Source organism: Corynebacterium vitaeruminis DSM 20294 (genome assembly GCF_000550805.1).
GTDB lineage: Bacteria > Actinomycetota > Actinomycetes > Mycobacteriales > Mycobacteriaceae > Corynebacterium > Corynebacterium vitaeruminis.
In genome coordinates this window covers 2,345,102-2,361,589 of the sequence record NZ_CP004353.1, presented here as the reverse complement: position 1 = coordinate 2,361,589, position 16,488 = coordinate 2,345,102, and the positions used below count along the sequence as shown (strand labels likewise).

Genomic DNA, 16,488 nt, shown 5'->3' with positions numbered 1-16,488 from the left:
GAAACTGCCTCGCACCGAAAGGTGGGAGGCAGTTTTTGTTTGCTTGTCGACGCCTACGGCGCCGTAGGCGTCGGAAAGCGAATGCTAGCGGGAGCCGAGCTCGTCGTCGAGGCGGAGCAGGCCGGTGCCGGTGTCGGCCATGCGCAGACGGTCGAGGATCTCCTTGACGGTGGCCTCTTCCTCGATCTGCTCCTGGAGGAACTTGTCGATCAGCGGGCGGGACTCGTAGTCCTTGACGGAGTCGGAGAGGATGGCCAGCTCGCGAATGAGCGCGGTGACCTTCTGCTCGTGGGCGAGCGATGCCTCGAACGCCTCGATGGCGGTGGACACGTCGACCTTGGGCGGGTTGATGTCGCCGATCTGCGGGGTGTAGTCGCGGTCGAGGAGGTGACGGGAGAAAGCGTCGGCGTGGTCCTGCTCCTCCTTGGACTGCTTCTTCATCCAAGAGCTCATGCCGGTCAGGCTCAGGTCGTCGAGGATGTAGGACAGCTGGAGGTAGACGACGGAGGCCTCGAGCTCGGCGGTGACTTGATTGTTCAGTGCGGTTGCTAGTTTCTCGTTGATGCTCATACCTGCATTGTAAAGACGGTTTTTGGCCGCGTCAGCTGTGGTTAGGCAACCATTACCGGTAATTCTGCGCCCGCACCTTATTGAGGTAAAGCTAATCAATCAATGGGTATTGTTAATTGACAGTTATCTAAATGACGTGGTCACGGGCTTCTATATGGGCGGGTGGAATCGCGTTTTTTGGGTTAAGGGGAGCGGTGTGGCGAAAATCGGTGGCGCTGGCGCGGGTGCGAAATGTGTGCAACATCACATATCTATGAATGATTAAACGGGAAGTTGGCGGCCCTGGGAGGGCGCTTGCGGGAGGTGCTTTGGGCCGATTTTTAGAGTAGGCTGAGCGCTTGTATATCGTCGATTTTCCTTCCACGGTGCCGCGCCGGAGGATACCTCTATATATAAGGGACGTTGCGCGGCACGACACTGTGACTGTGGCTGGAAGAAACGTTTAGGAGCAATTCACCGCTATGGAAAACTACGATTCCTATATCTCTTCTCACCCCAAGCCCGTGAGCGCCATCAACTGGAACGAGATTGAGGACGAGAAGGACCTCGAGGTGTGGGATCGACTCACCGGAAACTTCTGGCTCCCTGAGAAGGTGCCGGTGTCTAACGACATCAAGAGCTGGGGCACGCTCAACGACCTCGAGAAGCAGACCACCATGCGCGTGTTCACCGGCCTCACCCTCCTGGATACGATCCAGGGCACCGTGGGCGCGGTGTCGATGCTTCCGGACGCGAAGACGCTGCACGAGGAGTCGGTGTACACCAACATCGCCTTCATGGAGAGCGTGCACGCAAAGAGCTACTCCAACATCTTCATGACGCTGGCCTCCACCAAGGAGATCAACGAGGCCTTCCGCTGGTCAGAGGAGAACGAGAACCTCCAGCGCAAGGCGAAGATCATCCTGTCCTACTACGAAGGCGATGATCCGCTGAAGCGCAAGGTCGCCTCGACGCTGCTCGAGTCCTTCCTCTTCTACTCCGGCTTCTACCTGCCGATGTACTGGTCGAGCCACGCCAAGCTGACCAACACCGCCGACATCATCCGCCTCATCATCCGCGACGAGGCCGTCCACGGCTACTACATTGGCTACAAGTACCAGGTCGGGCTCGCGGAGACCGACCTGGCGCACCGCGACGAGCTGAAGGAGTACACCTTCGATCTGCTCTACGACCTCTATGACAACGAGACCAAGTACACCGAGGATCTCTACGATCCGCTGGGCTGGACTGAGGACGTCAAGCGATTCCTGCGCTACAACGCCAACAAGGCGCTGAACAACCTCGGCTACGAGGGGCTCTTCCCGGTGGACGAGTGCCGCGTGTCGCCGGCCATCCTCTCGGCCCTGTCGCCGAACGCCGACGAGAACCACGACTTCTTCTCCGGCTCCGGCTCGTCCTACGTCATCGGCAAGGCGGAGAACACCACCGATGAGGACTGGGACTTCTAGTCGGCGCGCTAAAAAGAGCAGGCTAGCCTAATTTTATTCGGCGGCACCTCGGGCATCTGTCATGATGCGTGGGGTGCCGCCTTGCCCATTTTGCGCGGCCTAACCTCTTTGGTGGGGGAGCGCGTGGTGCGACACAATCATCAACCTTTAGGTTGAATACTGTTGGGGGCATACGGGGGGTTACGGGTGGGGGTATTCACCCCGCTTCACAGGCGTCACAAATGTGGTGCCAGTCACTTAAATTTGGCCAAAAGGGTGCCTAGCTGCGTCCTTTGTGGCTTTGGCCATTAAAAATGTTTCGGAAAAGTGTTTTGGCCGGTTAAAGTAGTGGGCAACCCAGCCAGAAGTGGCTGGCTTCAAGGCTTATGCTGCCATAGGATTAGGCAGTGTAAATTTTGGATGCCTTTACTCTCGTAGTAGAGGTAACCCTTAGTCAGGAGGATCGTATGACCGCTGTGGCGCCAAGGCTGGAGAATTACTCCGAGCCCACCAGGCCCGCACCGACCGGCGGGGCCCGCAAGGGCGAGCTGGCCTGGAAAATGCTAACCACCACCGACCACAAGCTGCTCGGCATCATGTACATCGTGATGTCCTTCGTCTGGTTCTTCGTCGGTGGCCTCATGGCTCTGCTCATCCGCGCAGAGCTCTTCTCCCCGGGACTTCAGTTCCTGTCCAACGAGCAGTTCAACCAGCTGTTCACCATGCACGGCACCATCATGCTGCTGGCGTTCGGTACCCCGATCGTCTGGGGCTTTGCCAACTACGTTCTGCCGCTGCAGATTGGCGCACCCGACGTTGCCTTCCCGCGTCTGAACGCCTTCGGCTTCTGGGTCACCCAGATCGGCGTGGTTGCCATGCTGGCCGGCTTCCTCACCCCTGGTGGCGCGGCTGACTACGGCTGGACCATGTACCTGCCGCTGGCCGACTCCATCCACTCCCCGGGCGTGGGCACCGACTTCTGGATCGTCGGCGTCGGCGCAACCGGTGTCGGTACCATTGCTTCCGCGATCAACATGATCACCACCCTCATCTGCCTCCGCGCACCGGGTATGACCATGTTCCGCCTGCCGATCTTCTGCTGGAACATCTTCGTTGCCTCCATCATCGTCCTGATGATCTTCCCGCTGCTGACCTCCGCGGCCCTCGGCGTCCTGTACGACCGTAAGCTCGGCGGCCACATCTTCGATCCGGGTAACGGCGGCGGCGTGCTCTGGCAGCACCTGTTCTGGTTCTTCGGCCACCCTGAGGTCTACGTCCTGGCACTGCCGTTCTTCGGCATCGTCTCCGAGGTCCTCCCGGTGTTCTCCCGCAAGCCCATGTTCGGCTACATCGGCCTGGTCTTCGCGACCCTGTCCATCGGTACCCTGTCCATGGCCGTGTGGGCTCACCACATGTTCGTCACCGGTGCCGTCCTGCTGCCGTTCTTCTCCTTCATGACCTTCCTCATCTCGGTTCCGACCGGTGTGAAGTTCTTCAACTGGCTGGGCACCATGTGGCGCGGCCACATCACCTGGGAGACCCCGATGACCTTCGCGGTCGGCTTCCTGGTTACCTTCCTCTTCGGTGGCTTGACCGGCATCATGCTGGCCTCCCCGCCGCTGGACTTCCAGATCGCTGAGTCCTACTTCCTGATCGCTCACTTCCACTACACCCTGTTCGGTACCGTGGTGTTCGCATCCTTCGCCGGTGTGTACTTCTGGTTCCCGAAGATGACCGGTCGTATGCTGGACGAGCGCCTGGGCAAGATTCACTTCTGGCTGACCTTCGTCGGCTTCCACGGTACCTTCCTGGTTCAGCACTGGGTGGGCAACATGGGTATGCCGCGTCGTTACGCCGACTACCTCGAGTCCGACGGCTTCACCATCTACAACCAGGTTTCCACGATCTTCTCCTTCGTGCTGGGTATGTCCGTCATCCCGCTCATCTGGAACGTCTTCAAGTCCTGGCGTTACGGCGAGATCGTCACCGTCGACGATCCGTGGGGTTACGGCAACTCCCTCGAGTGGGCTACCTCCTGCCCGCCGCCTCGCCACAACTTCACCTCGCTGCCGCGTATCCGTTCCGAGCGTCCTGCGTTCGAGCTGCACTACCCGCACATGGTGGAGCGCATGCGCCGCGAGGCACACGTTGGCCACCACACCGAGCCGGTGAACAAGCAGCCAGCAAACGTCTAGTGGAAGCATCCCTTCCTCGCTGACTGAAATTACGAAAATCCCCCCATTTCGTCTTGGACGAAATGGGGGGATTTTGGCGTGTCCGGGATGGCACATGAAACAATACTGTGTGTGACTACTACTGACGCTTCCAACCTGACCGTGGCGCTGGGCGAGGGGCTCGCCCCCGCGGTCGTCACCGTTTCCGGCCCTGACCGCCAGGGCGTGACCGCCGCCTTCTTCCGAGTACTCGCCGCCAACGGGATCCAGCTCCTCGACGTGGAACAGTCCCAGTTCCGCGGCTTCCTTTCGCTGGCCGCCTTCGTGGGGCTCAAGCCGGAGGGGCTGGACACCCTCAAGGAGGGCCTGAACGAGACGCTCAAGGGCTACGGGCAGAAGGTCACGGTGGAGATTCAGGACGTCGCCGAGTCCTCCCGCCCGCGCTCCACCCATGAGGTAGTCATCCTCGGCAACCCGGTCTCCGCCAAGGCGATCTCCCGCATCGGCCAGACCCTGGCCGACTACAACGCGAACATCGATACCATTCGCGGAATCGCCGACTACCCCGTCACCGGCATCGAAATGAAGATCACCGTTGCCAACGCAGCACCCGGCGGCGGCATCCCGCTGCGCAAGGCGCTGGCCGAGCTCACCCCGGAGCTGGGCGTGGACATCGCCATCGAGCGCGCGGGCCTTTTGCGCCGCTCCAAGCGGCTCATCTGCTTCGACTGCGACTCCACCCTCATCACCGGCGAGGTCATCGAGATGCTCGCCGCCCACGCGGGCAAGGAGAAGGAGGTCGCCGAGGTCACCGAGCGCGCCATGCGCGGCGAGCTCGACTTCGAGCACTCCCTCCGCGAGCGCGTGAAGACCCTCGCGGGGCTTGACGCTTCCGTCATCGACGAGGTGGCCAAGGACATCAAGCTCACCCCAGGCGCCCGCACCACCATCCGCACCCTCAAGCGCCTGGGCTACAAGGCGGCTGTGGTCTCCGGCGGCTTCATTCAGGTTCTCGAGGACCTGGCCAAGGATCTCGACCTCGACTACGTGCGCGCCAACACCCTGGAGATCGTCGACGGCAAGCTCACCGGCCGCGTGCTCGGCAAGGTCGTCGACCGCGCCGCCAAGGCGCAGTTCCTCCGCGAGTTCGCCGCCGACTCCGGCCTCGAGATGCACCAGACCGTCGCCGTGGGCGACGGCGCCAACGACATCGACATGATCTCCGCCGCGGGCCTCGGCGTCGCCTTCAACGCCAAGCCCGCCCTGCGCGAGATCGCCGACACGAGCGTCAACTCGCCCTTCCTCGACGAGGTGCTGCACATGCTGGGCATCACCCGCGCCGAGATCGACGCCGCCGAGGAGGAAGAGGGCACCCTGCGCCGCGTCCCCCTGGAGCAGCGTGTCTAAGGACGCCTTCGCCATCGCCCACGAGCGTCTCTCCGCCTACTGCGGGGATCGCAATTGGAAACGCGACCCCGAGGACCCGGACGACCCCAGCACGATCCAGGCCATGCAGATCGTGCTCAACCTGCCCAAGCAGGACCCGCCCGCGCGTAACGACGTCCTCGCGGCCGCTGCGCGCGCGGTCGTCGGCGTGTGCCTCGACGATCGAGCAGGCGAAGACGGCGCCTTCTGGGAGGGGCTGAAGAACTGGTACGGGCACCGCATCCGCAAGGTGGCCCGGCGCTCGAGGAACAGCGGCTGGACCCACGTCCAGAACCTGCCCGGGGTGACGGTCACGCACGGCACCGCGCAGGCCCGGGCCTTCGTCCCGAGTGCGGTGAGCGAGGTCGACCCGCTCATCGCGAAGCTGCAGATCGGCAACACCGACCTGCCGCAGGTCGACTACGCCACGATCCCCGTCCGCGACGTCCCCACGCTCTACGTCGACCGGGATTTGACCATGTCCGCGGGGAAGGCGGCCGCGCAGGTAGGCCACGCCTCCATGCTGCTCGCGGCGGCCATGACCGAGGAGGAGGCCCGCGCGTGGGCGGCAACCGGCTTCGACCTGCAGGTGCGCGGGGTGGATGCCGCCGAGTTCGCGCGGTGCTGCGCGGCGGAGGGCGCGGTGCTGGTTCAAGACGCCGGGTTCACCGAGGTGGCGCCCAACTCGATCACGGTGTGCGCGCTGCGCCGCCCCTTGAGCTAGACTGCCTTGGCGTCGACAAGCTAGGAAGCAACCAGGCGCTTGAGCGCTGAGCGGACGACCTGGGGATCGCTGGTGCGCCAGAAGCGCGGCATGGAGTTGAGCAGGAAGCTGCCGTAGCGCTTCTCCACCAGCCGCTTGTCGAGGACGGCGACGACGCCCCGGTCGCTGACCCGGCGGAGCAGACGGCCCGCGCCCTGCGCCATGAGCAGCGCGGCGTGGGTGGCCGCGACCTCCATGAAGCCGTTGCGGCCCTCGGCGTCGGCGGCCTCCTTGCGCGCCTGCAGCAGCGGGTCGTCGGGGCGGGGGAAGGGGATCTTGTCCATGATGACCAGCGAGCAGGAGCGACCGGGGACGTCGACGCCCTGCCAGAGGCTCAAGGTGCCGAACAGGCAGGTGTTCTCCTGCTTGGAGAAGCGCTCGACGAGCACGCCGGTCGAATCGTCGCCCTGGCAGAGCACGTCGAAGGGCAGTCGCTCGCGCATGGCCTCCGTGGCCTGGACGGCGGCGCGGCGGGAGGAAAACAACCCCAGAGTGCGCCCGCCGGCGGCCATGATGAGCTCGTAGATCTCGTCGAGCGTCTGGTCGCTGAGCCCGTCGCGGCCGGGGTAGGGGACGTGGCGGGGCACGTAGAGGATGCCCGCCTTCGCGGGGTCGAAGGGCGTGCCCGCGTCGAGGCAGTCCCAGGTGCCCTTCGCCAGGCCCCAGCTGGCGGCCATGGCGTCGAAGTTGCCGCCGATGGTCAGCGTCGCGGAGGCGAGCACCACGGTGTTCTCGGCGAACAGGCGGGTGTTGAGCAGCCCCGCCACGGAGAGCGGGGCGACCTTGAGCGTGACCCCGCGGCGCTCGTCGTGGTTGACCCACACGACGTCGAGCTGCTTGGCGGGGTCCTCCTCGTCGAAGACCTCGAGGATGCGCACCACGCCGTCGTGCTGGTCGGTGAGGTGGTTGGCCAGCGAGAGCCGCTCGGCGTTGCGCTCCGGGTCGTTGGCGGCCTCGCCGGTGGGCGAGTGGGCGATGGCCTCCTTGCAGCGCCAGATGGCGTCGCGGAGGGCGACGAGCAGGGGGCGCAGCTCGTCGGAAAGCACCTCGAGGCGTCCCGGCTCGAGGCCGAGCATGTGCTGCTCCCACTCCTTGGCCACGTCGACCAGCTTCTCGTCGGAACCGCTGGCGCCGAGCTTGCCTGCGCGGCGGGCGGACATCGTCAGCGCGGTGACGCCGATCTCGGTGGTGGCAACGGAGGTGATGCGCCCGTCGAGCTCGTGGGCCTCGTCGACGATGACCACGTCGTGCTCGGGCAGGATGGTCGCGTCGGAGAGGGCGTCGATGGCGAGCATTGCGTGGTTGGTGACGATGACGTCGACGTCCTGGGCCTTGCGGCGGGCGGCCTCGGCGAAGCAGGCCTCGCCGTGCGGGCAGCGGCTGGCGCCGATGCACTCCTGCGCCGAGACGCTCACCTGCTTCCAGGCGAGGTCGGGCACGCCGGGGTCGAGCGAGTCGCGGTCGCCGGTCTCGGTCTCGTTGGCCCACTCGTGGATGCGCGCGATGTGGCGGCCGAGCCAGCTGAGCTCCTCCTCGTCGATGAGCGCGTCCTCGGGGTCCTCGGCGGCGCCAATCTTGTTCATGCACAGGTAGTTGGAGCGCCCCTTCATGATGGCGAAGGTGGGGCGGCGGCCAAGGTGCGGCTCGAGGGCGTCGGCGAGCCGGGGCAGGTCGCGGTCGACCAGCTGTCGCTGCAGCGCGATGGTGGCGGTGGAGACGATGACGGTGGTGTCGGTGGCCTGGGCGTGCGCGATGGCGGGCACGAGATACGCCAGCGACTTGCCGGTGCCGGTGCCGGCCTGCACGGCTAGGTGCCGCTCCGACTCCAGGGCCTTGGTCACGGCCTCCGCCATGGCCACCTGCCCCGCGCGGGTGGAACCCCCCAGCGCCTCGACGGCGTGGGCGAGCAGCTCGGTGGTGGAGCTAGTCAAGGGGACGTCGGTGGACTCAGGGCTGGGGGAGGGCGACACTCAACACCTTTTGGGGTCTAAAAGCGGGGGCAGGGTACTACTGTGCGTCGAAGCCGACGAATCGGGTGGACAGCACCGGCTCGTCCTTCGACAGGGCGAGTCCCTCCCACGGGAGGGTGACCAGCTGCTTGGCCAGGTACTCGCGGGACTCCTCGAGCGTGGGCAGCCCCTCGACGATCTCGCCGTCGCGCATGAGCGGGATGGTCAGCTCGGTGACGTTGAGATTGTTGAAGGTCGGCGGCTCGGCGTTGAAGGGGTAGACGACCTCCTCCACGGCGGTGCCGGTGGCGCGGTGGGTGCGCAGCGCGCGCTTGCCGCCGCCCACGGTGTTCTTGCCGCGGGAGCGCTTGGCCACCGGGTGGCCCTCCACCTCGACGAGCTTGTACACCATGGCCGCGGTCGGGGCGCCGGAGCCGGTGACCACGGAGGTGCCCACGCCGAAGGAGTCGACGGGCTCGCCGCGCAGGCCGGCGATGGCGTACTCGTCCAGGTCGGAGGAGACGACGATGCGGGTGTTGTAGGCGCCGAGGGCGTCGAGCTCCTGTCGGACCTTGCGGGTCATCACGCCGAGGTCGCCGGAGTCGATGCGCACGCCGCCGAGCTCAGTGCCGGCGACGCCGATGGCCGTCTGCACGCCCTTGGTGATGTCGTAGGTGTCCACGAGCAGGACGGTGTCCACGCCCAGGGTCTCGATCTGCGAACGGAAGGCGGCCTCCTCGTTCGGGGTGCCGTCCTCGTTGATGTGCAGCAGCGTCCAGGCGTGCGCGGCGGTGCCGGAGCCCGGGATGCCGTAGCGGTAGACGGCCTCCAGGTTGGAGGTTCCCACGAAGCCCGCGAGGTAGGCGGCGCGGGTGGCGGTGACCGCGGCGGCCTCGTGGGTGCGGCGGGAGCCCATCTCCAGGATCGGGCGGCCGTCGGCGGCGGTGACCATGCGGGCGGCCGCCGAGGCGACGGCGGAGTCCGCGTTCATGATGGACAGGATGAGCGTCTCGAGGATCACGCACTCGGCGAAGGTGCCGCGCACGGTGAGGATCGGCGAGTTGGGGAAGTACAGTTCTCCCTCGCGGTAGCCGTCGATCTGCCCGGAGAAGCGGTAGCCGCGCAGGTAGTCGAGGGTGCGCTCGTCGAGGAAGGTGAGCGAGGCGAGCTGCTCCTCGGTGAACACAAAGTCGGTCACGGCCTCGAGCACGCGCGGGGTTCCGGCGACGACGCCGTAGCGGCGCTCGTTTTGTAGGCGCCGCGCGAAGACCTCGAAGGTGCACTGGCGGAAGGCGGTGCCGTCCGCGAGAGCCGACTTCAGCATGGTCAGCTCGTACATGTCGGTAAGAAGGGCCGTTGATGTGTTAGCAGTCACCCCTCATACTGTAGCCCTTCTTTCAGCACGGCTCGTCGTCTCCCGCGCGTTTTTCGCTTGTCGACGGCTACGCCCGGCGGCCGCGGCGCCTAGGACAGCGCGACGACCACCCAGGTCTGCCCCTCGGCGCTGGCCACGCCGATGCCGACGTTGGTCGCGGTCTCCGAGCCCAGGGCCTGGTTGCTCGCCGGGTCCGCCAGCAGCGCGGTGATGAACGCGCCCGCGGACGCCTGGTCGTAGGGCAGGGCCGACTGGAGGATCGTCATGCCCGCCTGGCTGCCGGCGGGGGAGTACTTGCCGGCGTGTGCGTTGCGCTCGGCGATGGTCTGCGCGCGGGACTCGAGGTCGGCGCCCATGCCCAGCGGGCCCCGCCCTGCGGTGGCCCGGGTCTCGGCGATGGACAGGAACAGGGTCGACTTGATCTCGGCGTCGGCGTCGAGCCGCGAGGCGTCGATGGGCTTCTCGATCCCGGTGGCTGGCGGGTCGCTCGGCGCGGGCAGCACCGGTCCCAGCTGCCCGCCCGCGGCAAGCCCAAGCACCGCGGCGATGAGCGCGCTGAGGAGCAAGAACACCTGCGCGGAGATCGAAAGCCGCCCGAGGTTCAGCGCCTGGGTGAGGTTATCGAGCGCCTCGGTGAGGTGGTTCATCGGGGTTTCCGTTCGGCGAAGGGAAAATTAATGGATGCCTTATCCAATTTGTACCTGGCTTCGGGTGGGAATGCACGTGCGTTGCCGTAGGCGTCGACAAGCTAAGCCACCTGGAGGTGGGGAAACCGCAAATGGCACTACTATGAAAGGCATGTATGAAAGCGAACGCGCCAACGAGTTCGGTGTGCCCACGGCGTCCATGCCGATGGCCACCCCTGAGCTGGACGAACGGGTGGAGATCGAGGTCGCGTCCTCGGAAAACCTCCCGTGGATGTGCATCGTGTGGGACGATCCCGTCAACCTCATGAGCTACGTGACCTACGTGTTCCAGACCGTGCTGGGCTATTCCAAGAAGCGCGCGGTCGAGCTCATGATGCAGGTGCACACCGAGGGCAAGGCCGTCGTGTCCTCCGGCGAGCGCGACAAGGTGGAGGCCGACGTGAAGAAGCTGCAGACGGCCGGGCTGTGGGCCACGATGCAGCAGGGCGGCTAGCGGCGCCGAGAGGGATGCCACCAAGGGCATCGAAAGAATAAGGGAAAGCACGGGAAGAAAGGGCAGTAGGGGAAGAGGGACCATGCAGGCGTGGAAGAAAAAGAAGGGGCTGTTGTCCAAGCCGCGGTACACCTGCGTGCTAGAGCCGATGGAGCGAGAGGTGCTCGGCGACCTCGCAGCCACCGTGAGCGAGGCGCTCATCGCCAGGGCGCAGTCGGTCCCGCGCGACCCGTTGGAGGAGCTCACCGGAATCACCTCGGGCCACAAGGAGCCGCCCACCGACCCGGGGCTCGCGCGGCTGCTGCCCGATTTCGAGAAGGCGGGCGACGAGGAGTTCGAGGGCGACAACGCCCTTCTGCGCTCCCTCCACGAGAACGACATCACCCGCGCCAAGCTGGAGAACCTGCAGGTCATCGCCCAGGCGATCGGGCCCGACGGCTCCGTCAACGTCACCCTCGACGAGAACCAGGCCAAGGCGTGGCTTGCGGCCACCAACGACATCCGCCTTTACCTCGCCTCCAGCGAGGTCGCGGGCCCGCCCGAGGCGAAGGCCGACCGTGACAGCCTCGTCGAGTGGCTGGCCTACAACCAGGAGACCCTGCTCAACGCCATGATGGGGCCGCTGCCGTGAAAACCACCATCGACGGCCTGCTGCTCGGCCACACAAGCCTCGGCGACACCGGCTGCTCGGTGCTCGTCGCCCCCGACTCCGCCGTGTGCTCGGTGGACGTGCGCGGCGGCGGCCCCGGCACCAGGGAGACCGACCTGCTCGACCCCGCCAACACCGTCCAGCGCGTCCACGCGATCCTGCTGACCGGCGGCTCCGCCTACGGGCTCGACACCGCGGGCGGGGTCATGCGCGCGCTCGAGTCGCGCGGCATCGGCTTCCCCGTGCTGGGCGAGGGGCGCCCCGGACCCATCGTGCCCATCGTGCCGGGCGCGGTGATCTTCGACCTCCTCGTCGGCGACGCCGCGCACCGGCCCACCGCCGAAGACGGGGCGAGCGCGGTGGAGGCGGCCTTCTCCGAAGAATCCGCGCGGGAGGCGAACGGCACCTCCGTCGGCGCCGGGTGCGCGGCCACCGCGGGCGCCCTGCGCGGCGGCTTCGGCCGCGCGAACGTAGCGGTGGGGGAGTGGACGGTCGAGGCCTTCGTCGTGGCCAACCCGGTGGGCGCGGTCGTCGACGCCGAGTCCGGCGCCCTGTGGGCCGACCCGCACGGCGCCCGCGTGGATGCGGAGGCGTTCTCGAAGCTCGTGCCGCTGGCCAGCAAGCTCAACACCACGATCGGCGTCATCGCCACCGACGCGCCCATCTCGAAGGCGCAGGCCAAGCGTCTGGCGATGGTCGGCCACGACGGCATAGCGGTCGCGGTCCGCCCGGCCCACTCGCCGCTCGACGGCGACACGCTGTTTTGCTTGTCGACGGCTGATGGTACGGGCGTCGGCATCCCCGAGATGATGCAGCTGAGCGCCGCCGCGGCTACGGTGGTGGCAGGCGCCATCGCGGACGCCGTGCGCGGGGCGGCCCCCGGCTACGGCGTGACCGCCTGGCGCGAGATAGCACAGTCCTAACCCCCGCGAGGAGCCCAGCACCAGTGAGCGAGTACAACCCCTTCGACGAGTACGGCAGCTACGCGTCGCCCCACCGCACCCGCCGCGACGGCACCGTGGTCAATGGCCCGAGCGCGCGGGTGGGCACGGGCATCGGGCTGGCGTTCGGCTACGTGGCCACCATCTGGATGGTGCACATCATCAACTTCGGCGTGTTCGGCGGGGCGCTCAACGCCTTCGGCGTGCACCCGCTCGACCTCGCCTCGCTGTGGCACATCTTCACCTCCCCGCTGCTGCACGGCTCGTGGGCGCACCTGTGGGCGAACACCGTCCCCGGCGCCATCTTCTGCTTCCTCATCGGGCTGTCTGGCGCGCGGGTGTTCTGGGAGGTCACGGCCATCTCCTGCGTGCTCGGCGGCCTGGGCACGTGGTTCTTCGGCGGCGTGGGCACCACCCACATCGGCGCCTCCGGGCTCATCTACGGCTGGCTGGCCTACCTCATCATCCGCGGCATCTTCAACCGCTCGCTCGTTCAGGTGGTCCTGGGCGTGGTGCTGGCGTTCGTCTACGGCGGGCTCGTCTGGGGTGTGTTCCCGGTGGAGGCGGGCGTGAGCTGGCAGGGCCACCTCTTCGGCGCGATCGGCGGCATCGTCTCCGGCGCGGTGATCACCTCCGACGACCCGCCGGCGCTCAAGGCGCGCCGGGAGCAGAAGCGGCTGCAGCGCTAGAAAACCCGGGTGAGGCGGAGTAGAGTTTGTGGGTTCGAGGCCGTAGGCGTCGACAAGCGAAAGCAACGTAAGAAGGATGCACGTGGACCAGGAGATCACCCCCAGTTCCCCCATTGGAATTTTCGACTCCGGCGTGGGCGGGCTCACCGTGGCGCGCAAGATCATCGAGCAGATGCCCAACGAGTCGGTCATCTACATCGGCGACACGAAGAACGGGCCGTACGGGCCGCTGCCGATTCAAAAGGTGCGCGAGCACGCGCTGGCGATCGCCGACGAGCTGGTCGCGCGCGGGTGCAAGATGATCGTCATCGCCTGCAACACGGCCTCGTCGGCGTGCCTGCGCGACGCCCGCGAGCGCTACGACGTGCCCGTCATCGAGGTGATCCAGCCGGCCGTGCGCCGCGCGATCGCGACCACCCGCAACGGCAAGATCGGAGTGATCGGCACCAAGGGAACCATCAACTCCGGCGCCTACCAGGACCTCTTCTCCGTCAACCCCACCGTCGAGGCCTACGCGCAGGCCTGCCCGCAGTTCGTCGAGTTCGTCGAGCGCGGCATCACCTCCGGCCGCCAGATCCTGGGCGTCGCGGAGGCCTACGTGGAGCCGCTGCAGGCCGCGGGCGTGGACACGCTCGTGCTCGGCTGCACCCACTACCCGCTGCTCACCGGCGTGATCCAGCTAGCTATCGGCGACAACGTCACGCTCGTGTCCTCGTCCGAGGAGACCACCAAGGACGTCATGCGCACGCTCAACGACATGGATCTGCTCGCCGACGAGGTCAACAACCCCCAACCGACCAAGGTATTCGAGTCGACCGGTGACCCGGAGCTGTTCGCGCAGCTGTCGACCCGCTTCCTCGGCCCGCATGTGACCCACGTCGAACACGCGAAGGGGCTGTAATTTTTTAGGCAATCCACGCCAAAATTCCACAAATCGACGGAACTCATGAAAAAGTAAAACCCATGAAGGTGACCATTCTCGGAAGCTCCGGAAGCATGGGCCAGCCGGGCAACCCGGCGTCGGGCTACCTGCTTTCCTTCGACAACGCGCCCAGCGTGCTCATGGACATCGGTCCGGGCGTGCTGGCACGCCTGCAGGAGGTCCAGGACCCCTGCGACGCGCACGTCGTGTTCAGCCACCTGCACGCCGACCACTGCCTCGACTTCCCGGGGCTGCTCGTGTGGCGCCGCTTCCACCCGGAGGCACCGGCGAAGGGCCGCAACTTCTGCCTCGGCCCCGCCGACGCCCCGGTTCACCTGGGCCGCATCAGCGCCGACTCCCTCGACGAGGTCGACGACATGTCGGACACTTTCGCCTTCTCCGCTTGGCGCAAGGGCCACACCGAGCTGGTCGACGCCTGCACGATCACCCCGTTCCCGGTCATTCACCCGATCGAGACCTACGCCCTGCGCGTCGAGGATAACCACACCGGCAAGGTGCTCGCCTACTCCGGCGACAGCGCCTACACCGACGAGCTCGTCACCTGCGCCCGCGGCGCCGAGGTCTTCCTCTGCGAGGCGACCTGGGGCGATACCAGCGAGGGCAAGGCGCCGAACATGCACATGTCCGGCGAGGAGGCCGGCCGCATCGCGCGCCTAGCCGGGGTGAAGCTGCTGGTGCTCGTCCACATCCCGCCGTGGGGCGACCCCGACGAGGCCATCGCCGCCGCCCGCCGCGAGTTCGACGGCGAGATCCGCTTCGGCGCGCCGGGGCTCGAGCTCTCCCTCTAGCCAGCTGTCGCTTGTCGACGGCTACGCCTGGCTGGGCGCCCGTGCCGGGGTAAGGTTTGAGCCATGACTGAAACTTTCACCCGCGCCGATGGGCGCGCCACCGACCAGATGCGCACCGTGAAGATCACCCGCGGGTTCACCACCAACCCCGCGGGCAGCGTGCTCGTCGAGTTCGGCAACACCCGCGTCATGTGCACCGCCTCCATCGAGTTCGGCGTGCCGCGCTTCAAGAAGGACTCCGGCGAGGGATGGCTGACGGCCGAGTACGCCATGCTCCCGGCCGCGACCCACGAGCGCATGCCGCGCGAGTCCATGAAGGGCAAGGTCAAGGGCCGCACCCACGAGATTTCCCGCCTAGTGGGCCGCTCGCTGCGCGCCGCCGTGGACCTGTCAGAGCTGGGTGAGAACACCATCAACATCGACTGCGACGTGCTTCAGGCCGACGGCGGCACCCGCACCGCCTCGATCACCGGCGCCTACGTCGCGCTTGCCGACGCGATCGCCGCCCTCAAGGCCGCGGGCGTGGTCCCGGGCGAGCCGCTGCTCCCGCCGGTGGCCGCCGTCTCCGTCGGCCTCATCGACGGCCACGTCTGCCTCGACCTGCCCTACGAGGAGGACTCCCGCGCCGAGGTGGACATGAACGTGGTCATGACCGACTCGGGCGAGTTCGTCGAGATCCAGGGCACCGGCGAGCACAACACCTTCGGCCGCGCCCAGCTCGGCGAGCTTCTCGACTACGCGGAGAAGGGCTGCCGCGAGCTGATCGCGGCCCAGAAGGCCGCGCTGGGGATCTAAAGATGCAAATCCTGCTTGCCTCCAACAACGCAAAGAAGCTCCGCGAGCTGGTGGTCATCCTCGAGGGCGCGGGGATCTCGGGCGTCGAGGTGCTGCCCTTGTCCGCTGTCGCATCCTACCCGGAGCCGGTCGAGGACGGCCGGACCTTCGCGGACAACGCGCTCATCAAGGCCCGCGCTGGCGTCGCCCACTCCGGGCTCGTGACGATCGCCGACGACTCCGGCATCGCCGTCGACGAGCTCAACGGCATGCCGGGCACGCTGTCCGCGCGCTGGTCGGGCTCCCACGGCGACGACCAGGCCAACAACGACCTGCTTCTGGCCCAGATGGCCGACGTGCCCGACGAGCGCCGCCAGGCCGCCTTCGTCTCCGTGTGCGCGCTGGTGACCCCCTCCGGCGAGGAGCACGTGGTCGAGGGCCGCTGGCCGGGGCGCCTGCTGCGCGCAGAGCAGGGCGAGAACGGCTTCGGCTACGACCCGCTGTTCGTCCCCGCCGAGGAGGACGCCGCGGGTACCAGGCGCGCGTCCGCCGAGATGGCGCCGGAGGAGAAGAACGCGATCTCCCACCGCGCGCGTGCGCTGGCGCAGCTGGTGGAGGTGATCCGGGGGCTGGCCGCCTAGCGGCACCAGGACTGCAGCCTTTTACTCAGATGCGCGGATTCTGGCCGGGCTCGGCCAGAATCCGCGCGTTTGTCGTTTTCGCGGGGAGGCGACCTGCGCGTTTGGGTGCGGGCGGGGCACAGATGCGCGGCGATTTGCCGGGGCGTGGCCCGAATCCGCGCACCTGGCGGTGCGGCTGGCGGGTTTCGGGCAAACGAGCGCTTCTTTGACAGTCCCGGGAAAACGCCACCTGCGGTTTTT

General features: G+C 66.8%; 16 protein-coding genes. 12 read left to right on the top strand and 4 right to left on the bottom strand.

Annotated features, from left to right (window positions below; all coding sequences use genetic code 11):
• Nucleotides 1-84: 84 nt before the first annotated feature.
• Nucleotides 85-570, bottom strand: coding sequence for a ferritin (locus B843_RS10690; protein ID WP_025253494.1), 486 nt, complete (start codon nucleotides 568-570; stop codon nucleotides 85-87).
• Nucleotides 571-1,031: 461 nt separating this feature from the next.
• On the opposite strand from B843_RS10690, the gene nrdF reads away from it, so the two are divergent.
• The 4 genes from nrdF to B843_RS10670 all read left to right on the top strand — a co-directional run bounded on the left by nrdF (nucleotide 1,032) and on the right by B843_RS10670 (nucleotide 6,320).
• Nucleotides 1,032-2,018, top strand: a complete 987-nt coding sequence (nrdF, locus tag B843_RS10685; RefSeq protein WP_025253493.1) for a class 1b ribonucleoside-diphosphate reductase subunit beta — start codon at nucleotides 1,032-1,034, stop codon at nucleotides 2,016-2,018.
• A 446-nt stretch (nucleotides 2,019-2,464) separates the two neighbouring features.
• The gene (gene ctaD, locus B843_RS10680; RefSeq protein ID WP_025253492.1) at nucleotides 2,465-4,192 is read left to right on the top strand and encodes an aa3-type cytochrome oxidase subunit I; all 1,728 of its coding nucleotides are present in this window, start codon (nucleotides 2,465-2,467) and stop codon (nucleotides 4,190-4,192) included.
• 87 nt (nucleotides 4,193-4,279) lie between these two features.
• Entirely contained in the window at nucleotides 4,280-5,578 is a 1,299-nt protein-coding gene (gene serB / locus B843_RS10675; protein WP_051483502.1) for a phosphoserine phosphatase SerB, read from the top strand.
• Nucleotides 5,571-6,320 carry an aminoacyl-tRNA hydrolase gene (locus B843_RS10670; protein WP_025253490.1) on the top strand — a complete coding sequence of 250 codons (750 nt, stop codon included), beginning with the start codon at nucleotides 5,571-5,573 and terminating at the stop codon, nucleotides 6,318-6,320. Before serB ends, B843_RS10670 begins: the two co-directional genes overlap by 8 nt.
• Nucleotides 6,321-6,340: 20 nt before the next feature.
• Here B843_RS10670 and B843_RS10665 read toward each other — a convergent pair whose 3' ends face one another.
• The 3 genes from B843_RS10665 to B843_RS10655 form a co-directional block, all read right to left on the bottom strand.
• The gene (locus B843_RS10665) at nucleotides 6,341-8,329 is read right to left on the bottom strand and encodes an ATP-dependent DNA helicase (RefSeq protein ID WP_051483501.1); all 1,989 of its coding nucleotides are present in this window, start codon (nucleotides 8,327-8,329) and stop codon (nucleotides 6,341-6,343) included.
• Between the two features lie 37 nt (nucleotides 8,330-8,366).
• A complete protein-coding gene (locus B843_RS10660; RefSeq protein WP_025253488.1) occupies nucleotides 8,367-9,683 on the bottom strand; it encodes a nicotinate phosphoribosyltransferase in 1,317 nt (438 codons plus the stop codon).
• Nucleotides 9,684-9,772: 89 nt separating this feature from the next.
• On the bottom strand, nucleotides 9,773-10,330 hold the full coding sequence (locus B843_RS10655; protein WP_025253487.1) for a CAP domain-containing protein: 558 nt from the start codon (nucleotides 10,328-10,330) through the stop codon (nucleotides 9,773-9,775).
• A gap of 151 nt (nucleotides 10,331-10,481) precedes the next feature.
• Here B843_RS10655 and clpS point away from each other — a divergent pair, with 151 nt between their 5' ends.
• The 8 genes from clpS to rdgB all read left to right on the top strand — a co-directional run bounded on the left by clpS (nucleotide 10,482) and on the right by rdgB (nucleotide 16,248).
• Nucleotides 10,482-10,823 carry an ATP-dependent Clp protease adapter ClpS gene (clpS, locus tag B843_RS10650; RefSeq protein WP_025253486.1) on the top strand — a complete coding sequence of 114 codons (342 nt, stop codon included), beginning with the start codon at nucleotides 10,482-10,484 and terminating at the stop codon, nucleotides 10,821-10,823.
• An 82-nt stretch (nucleotides 10,824-10,905) separates the two neighbouring features.
• Nucleotides 10,906-11,454, top strand: coding sequence for a DUF2017 domain-containing protein (locus B843_RS10645; RefSeq protein WP_025253485.1), 549 nt, complete (start codon nucleotides 10,906-10,908; stop codon nucleotides 11,452-11,454).
• Entirely contained in the window at nucleotides 11,451-12,395 is a 945-nt protein-coding gene (locus tag B843_RS10640) for a P1 family peptidase (RefSeq protein ID WP_025253484.1), read from the top strand. The genes B843_RS10645 and B843_RS10640 overlap by 4 nt, the downstream gene beginning before the upstream one ends.
• A 95-nt stretch (nucleotides 12,396-12,490) precedes the next feature.
• Nucleotides 12,491-13,102 carry a rhomboid family intramembrane serine protease gene (locus B843_RS10635; RefSeq protein ID WP_051483584.1) on the top strand — a complete coding sequence of 204 codons (612 nt, stop codon included), beginning with the start codon at nucleotides 12,491-12,493 and terminating at the stop codon, nucleotides 13,100-13,102.
• An 82-nt stretch (nucleotides 13,103-13,184) separates the two neighbouring features.
• The gene (gene murI / locus B843_RS10630) at nucleotides 13,185-14,003 is read left to right on the top strand and encodes a glutamate racemase (protein ID WP_025253482.1); all 819 of its coding nucleotides are present in this window, start codon (nucleotides 13,185-13,187) and stop codon (nucleotides 14,001-14,003) included.
• A 62-nt stretch (nucleotides 14,004-14,065) separates the two neighbouring features.
• Nucleotides 14,066-14,833, top strand: a complete 768-nt coding sequence (locus B843_RS10625) for an MBL fold metallo-hydrolase (protein WP_025253481.1) — start codon at nucleotides 14,066-14,068, stop codon at nucleotides 14,831-14,833.
• A gap of 63 nt (nucleotides 14,834-14,896) precedes the next feature.
• Entirely contained in the window at nucleotides 14,897-15,628 is a 732-nt protein-coding gene (gene rph / locus B843_RS10620) for a ribonuclease PH (protein ID WP_025253480.1), read from the top strand.
• Between the two features lie 2 nt (nucleotides 15,629-15,630).
• A complete protein-coding gene (rdgB, locus tag B843_RS10615) occupies nucleotides 15,631-16,248 on the top strand; it encodes an RdgB/HAM1 family non-canonical purine NTP pyrophosphatase (protein WP_025253479.1) in 618 nt (205 codons plus the stop codon).
• The last annotated feature ends 240 nt before the right edge of the window (nucleotides 16,249-16,488 follow it).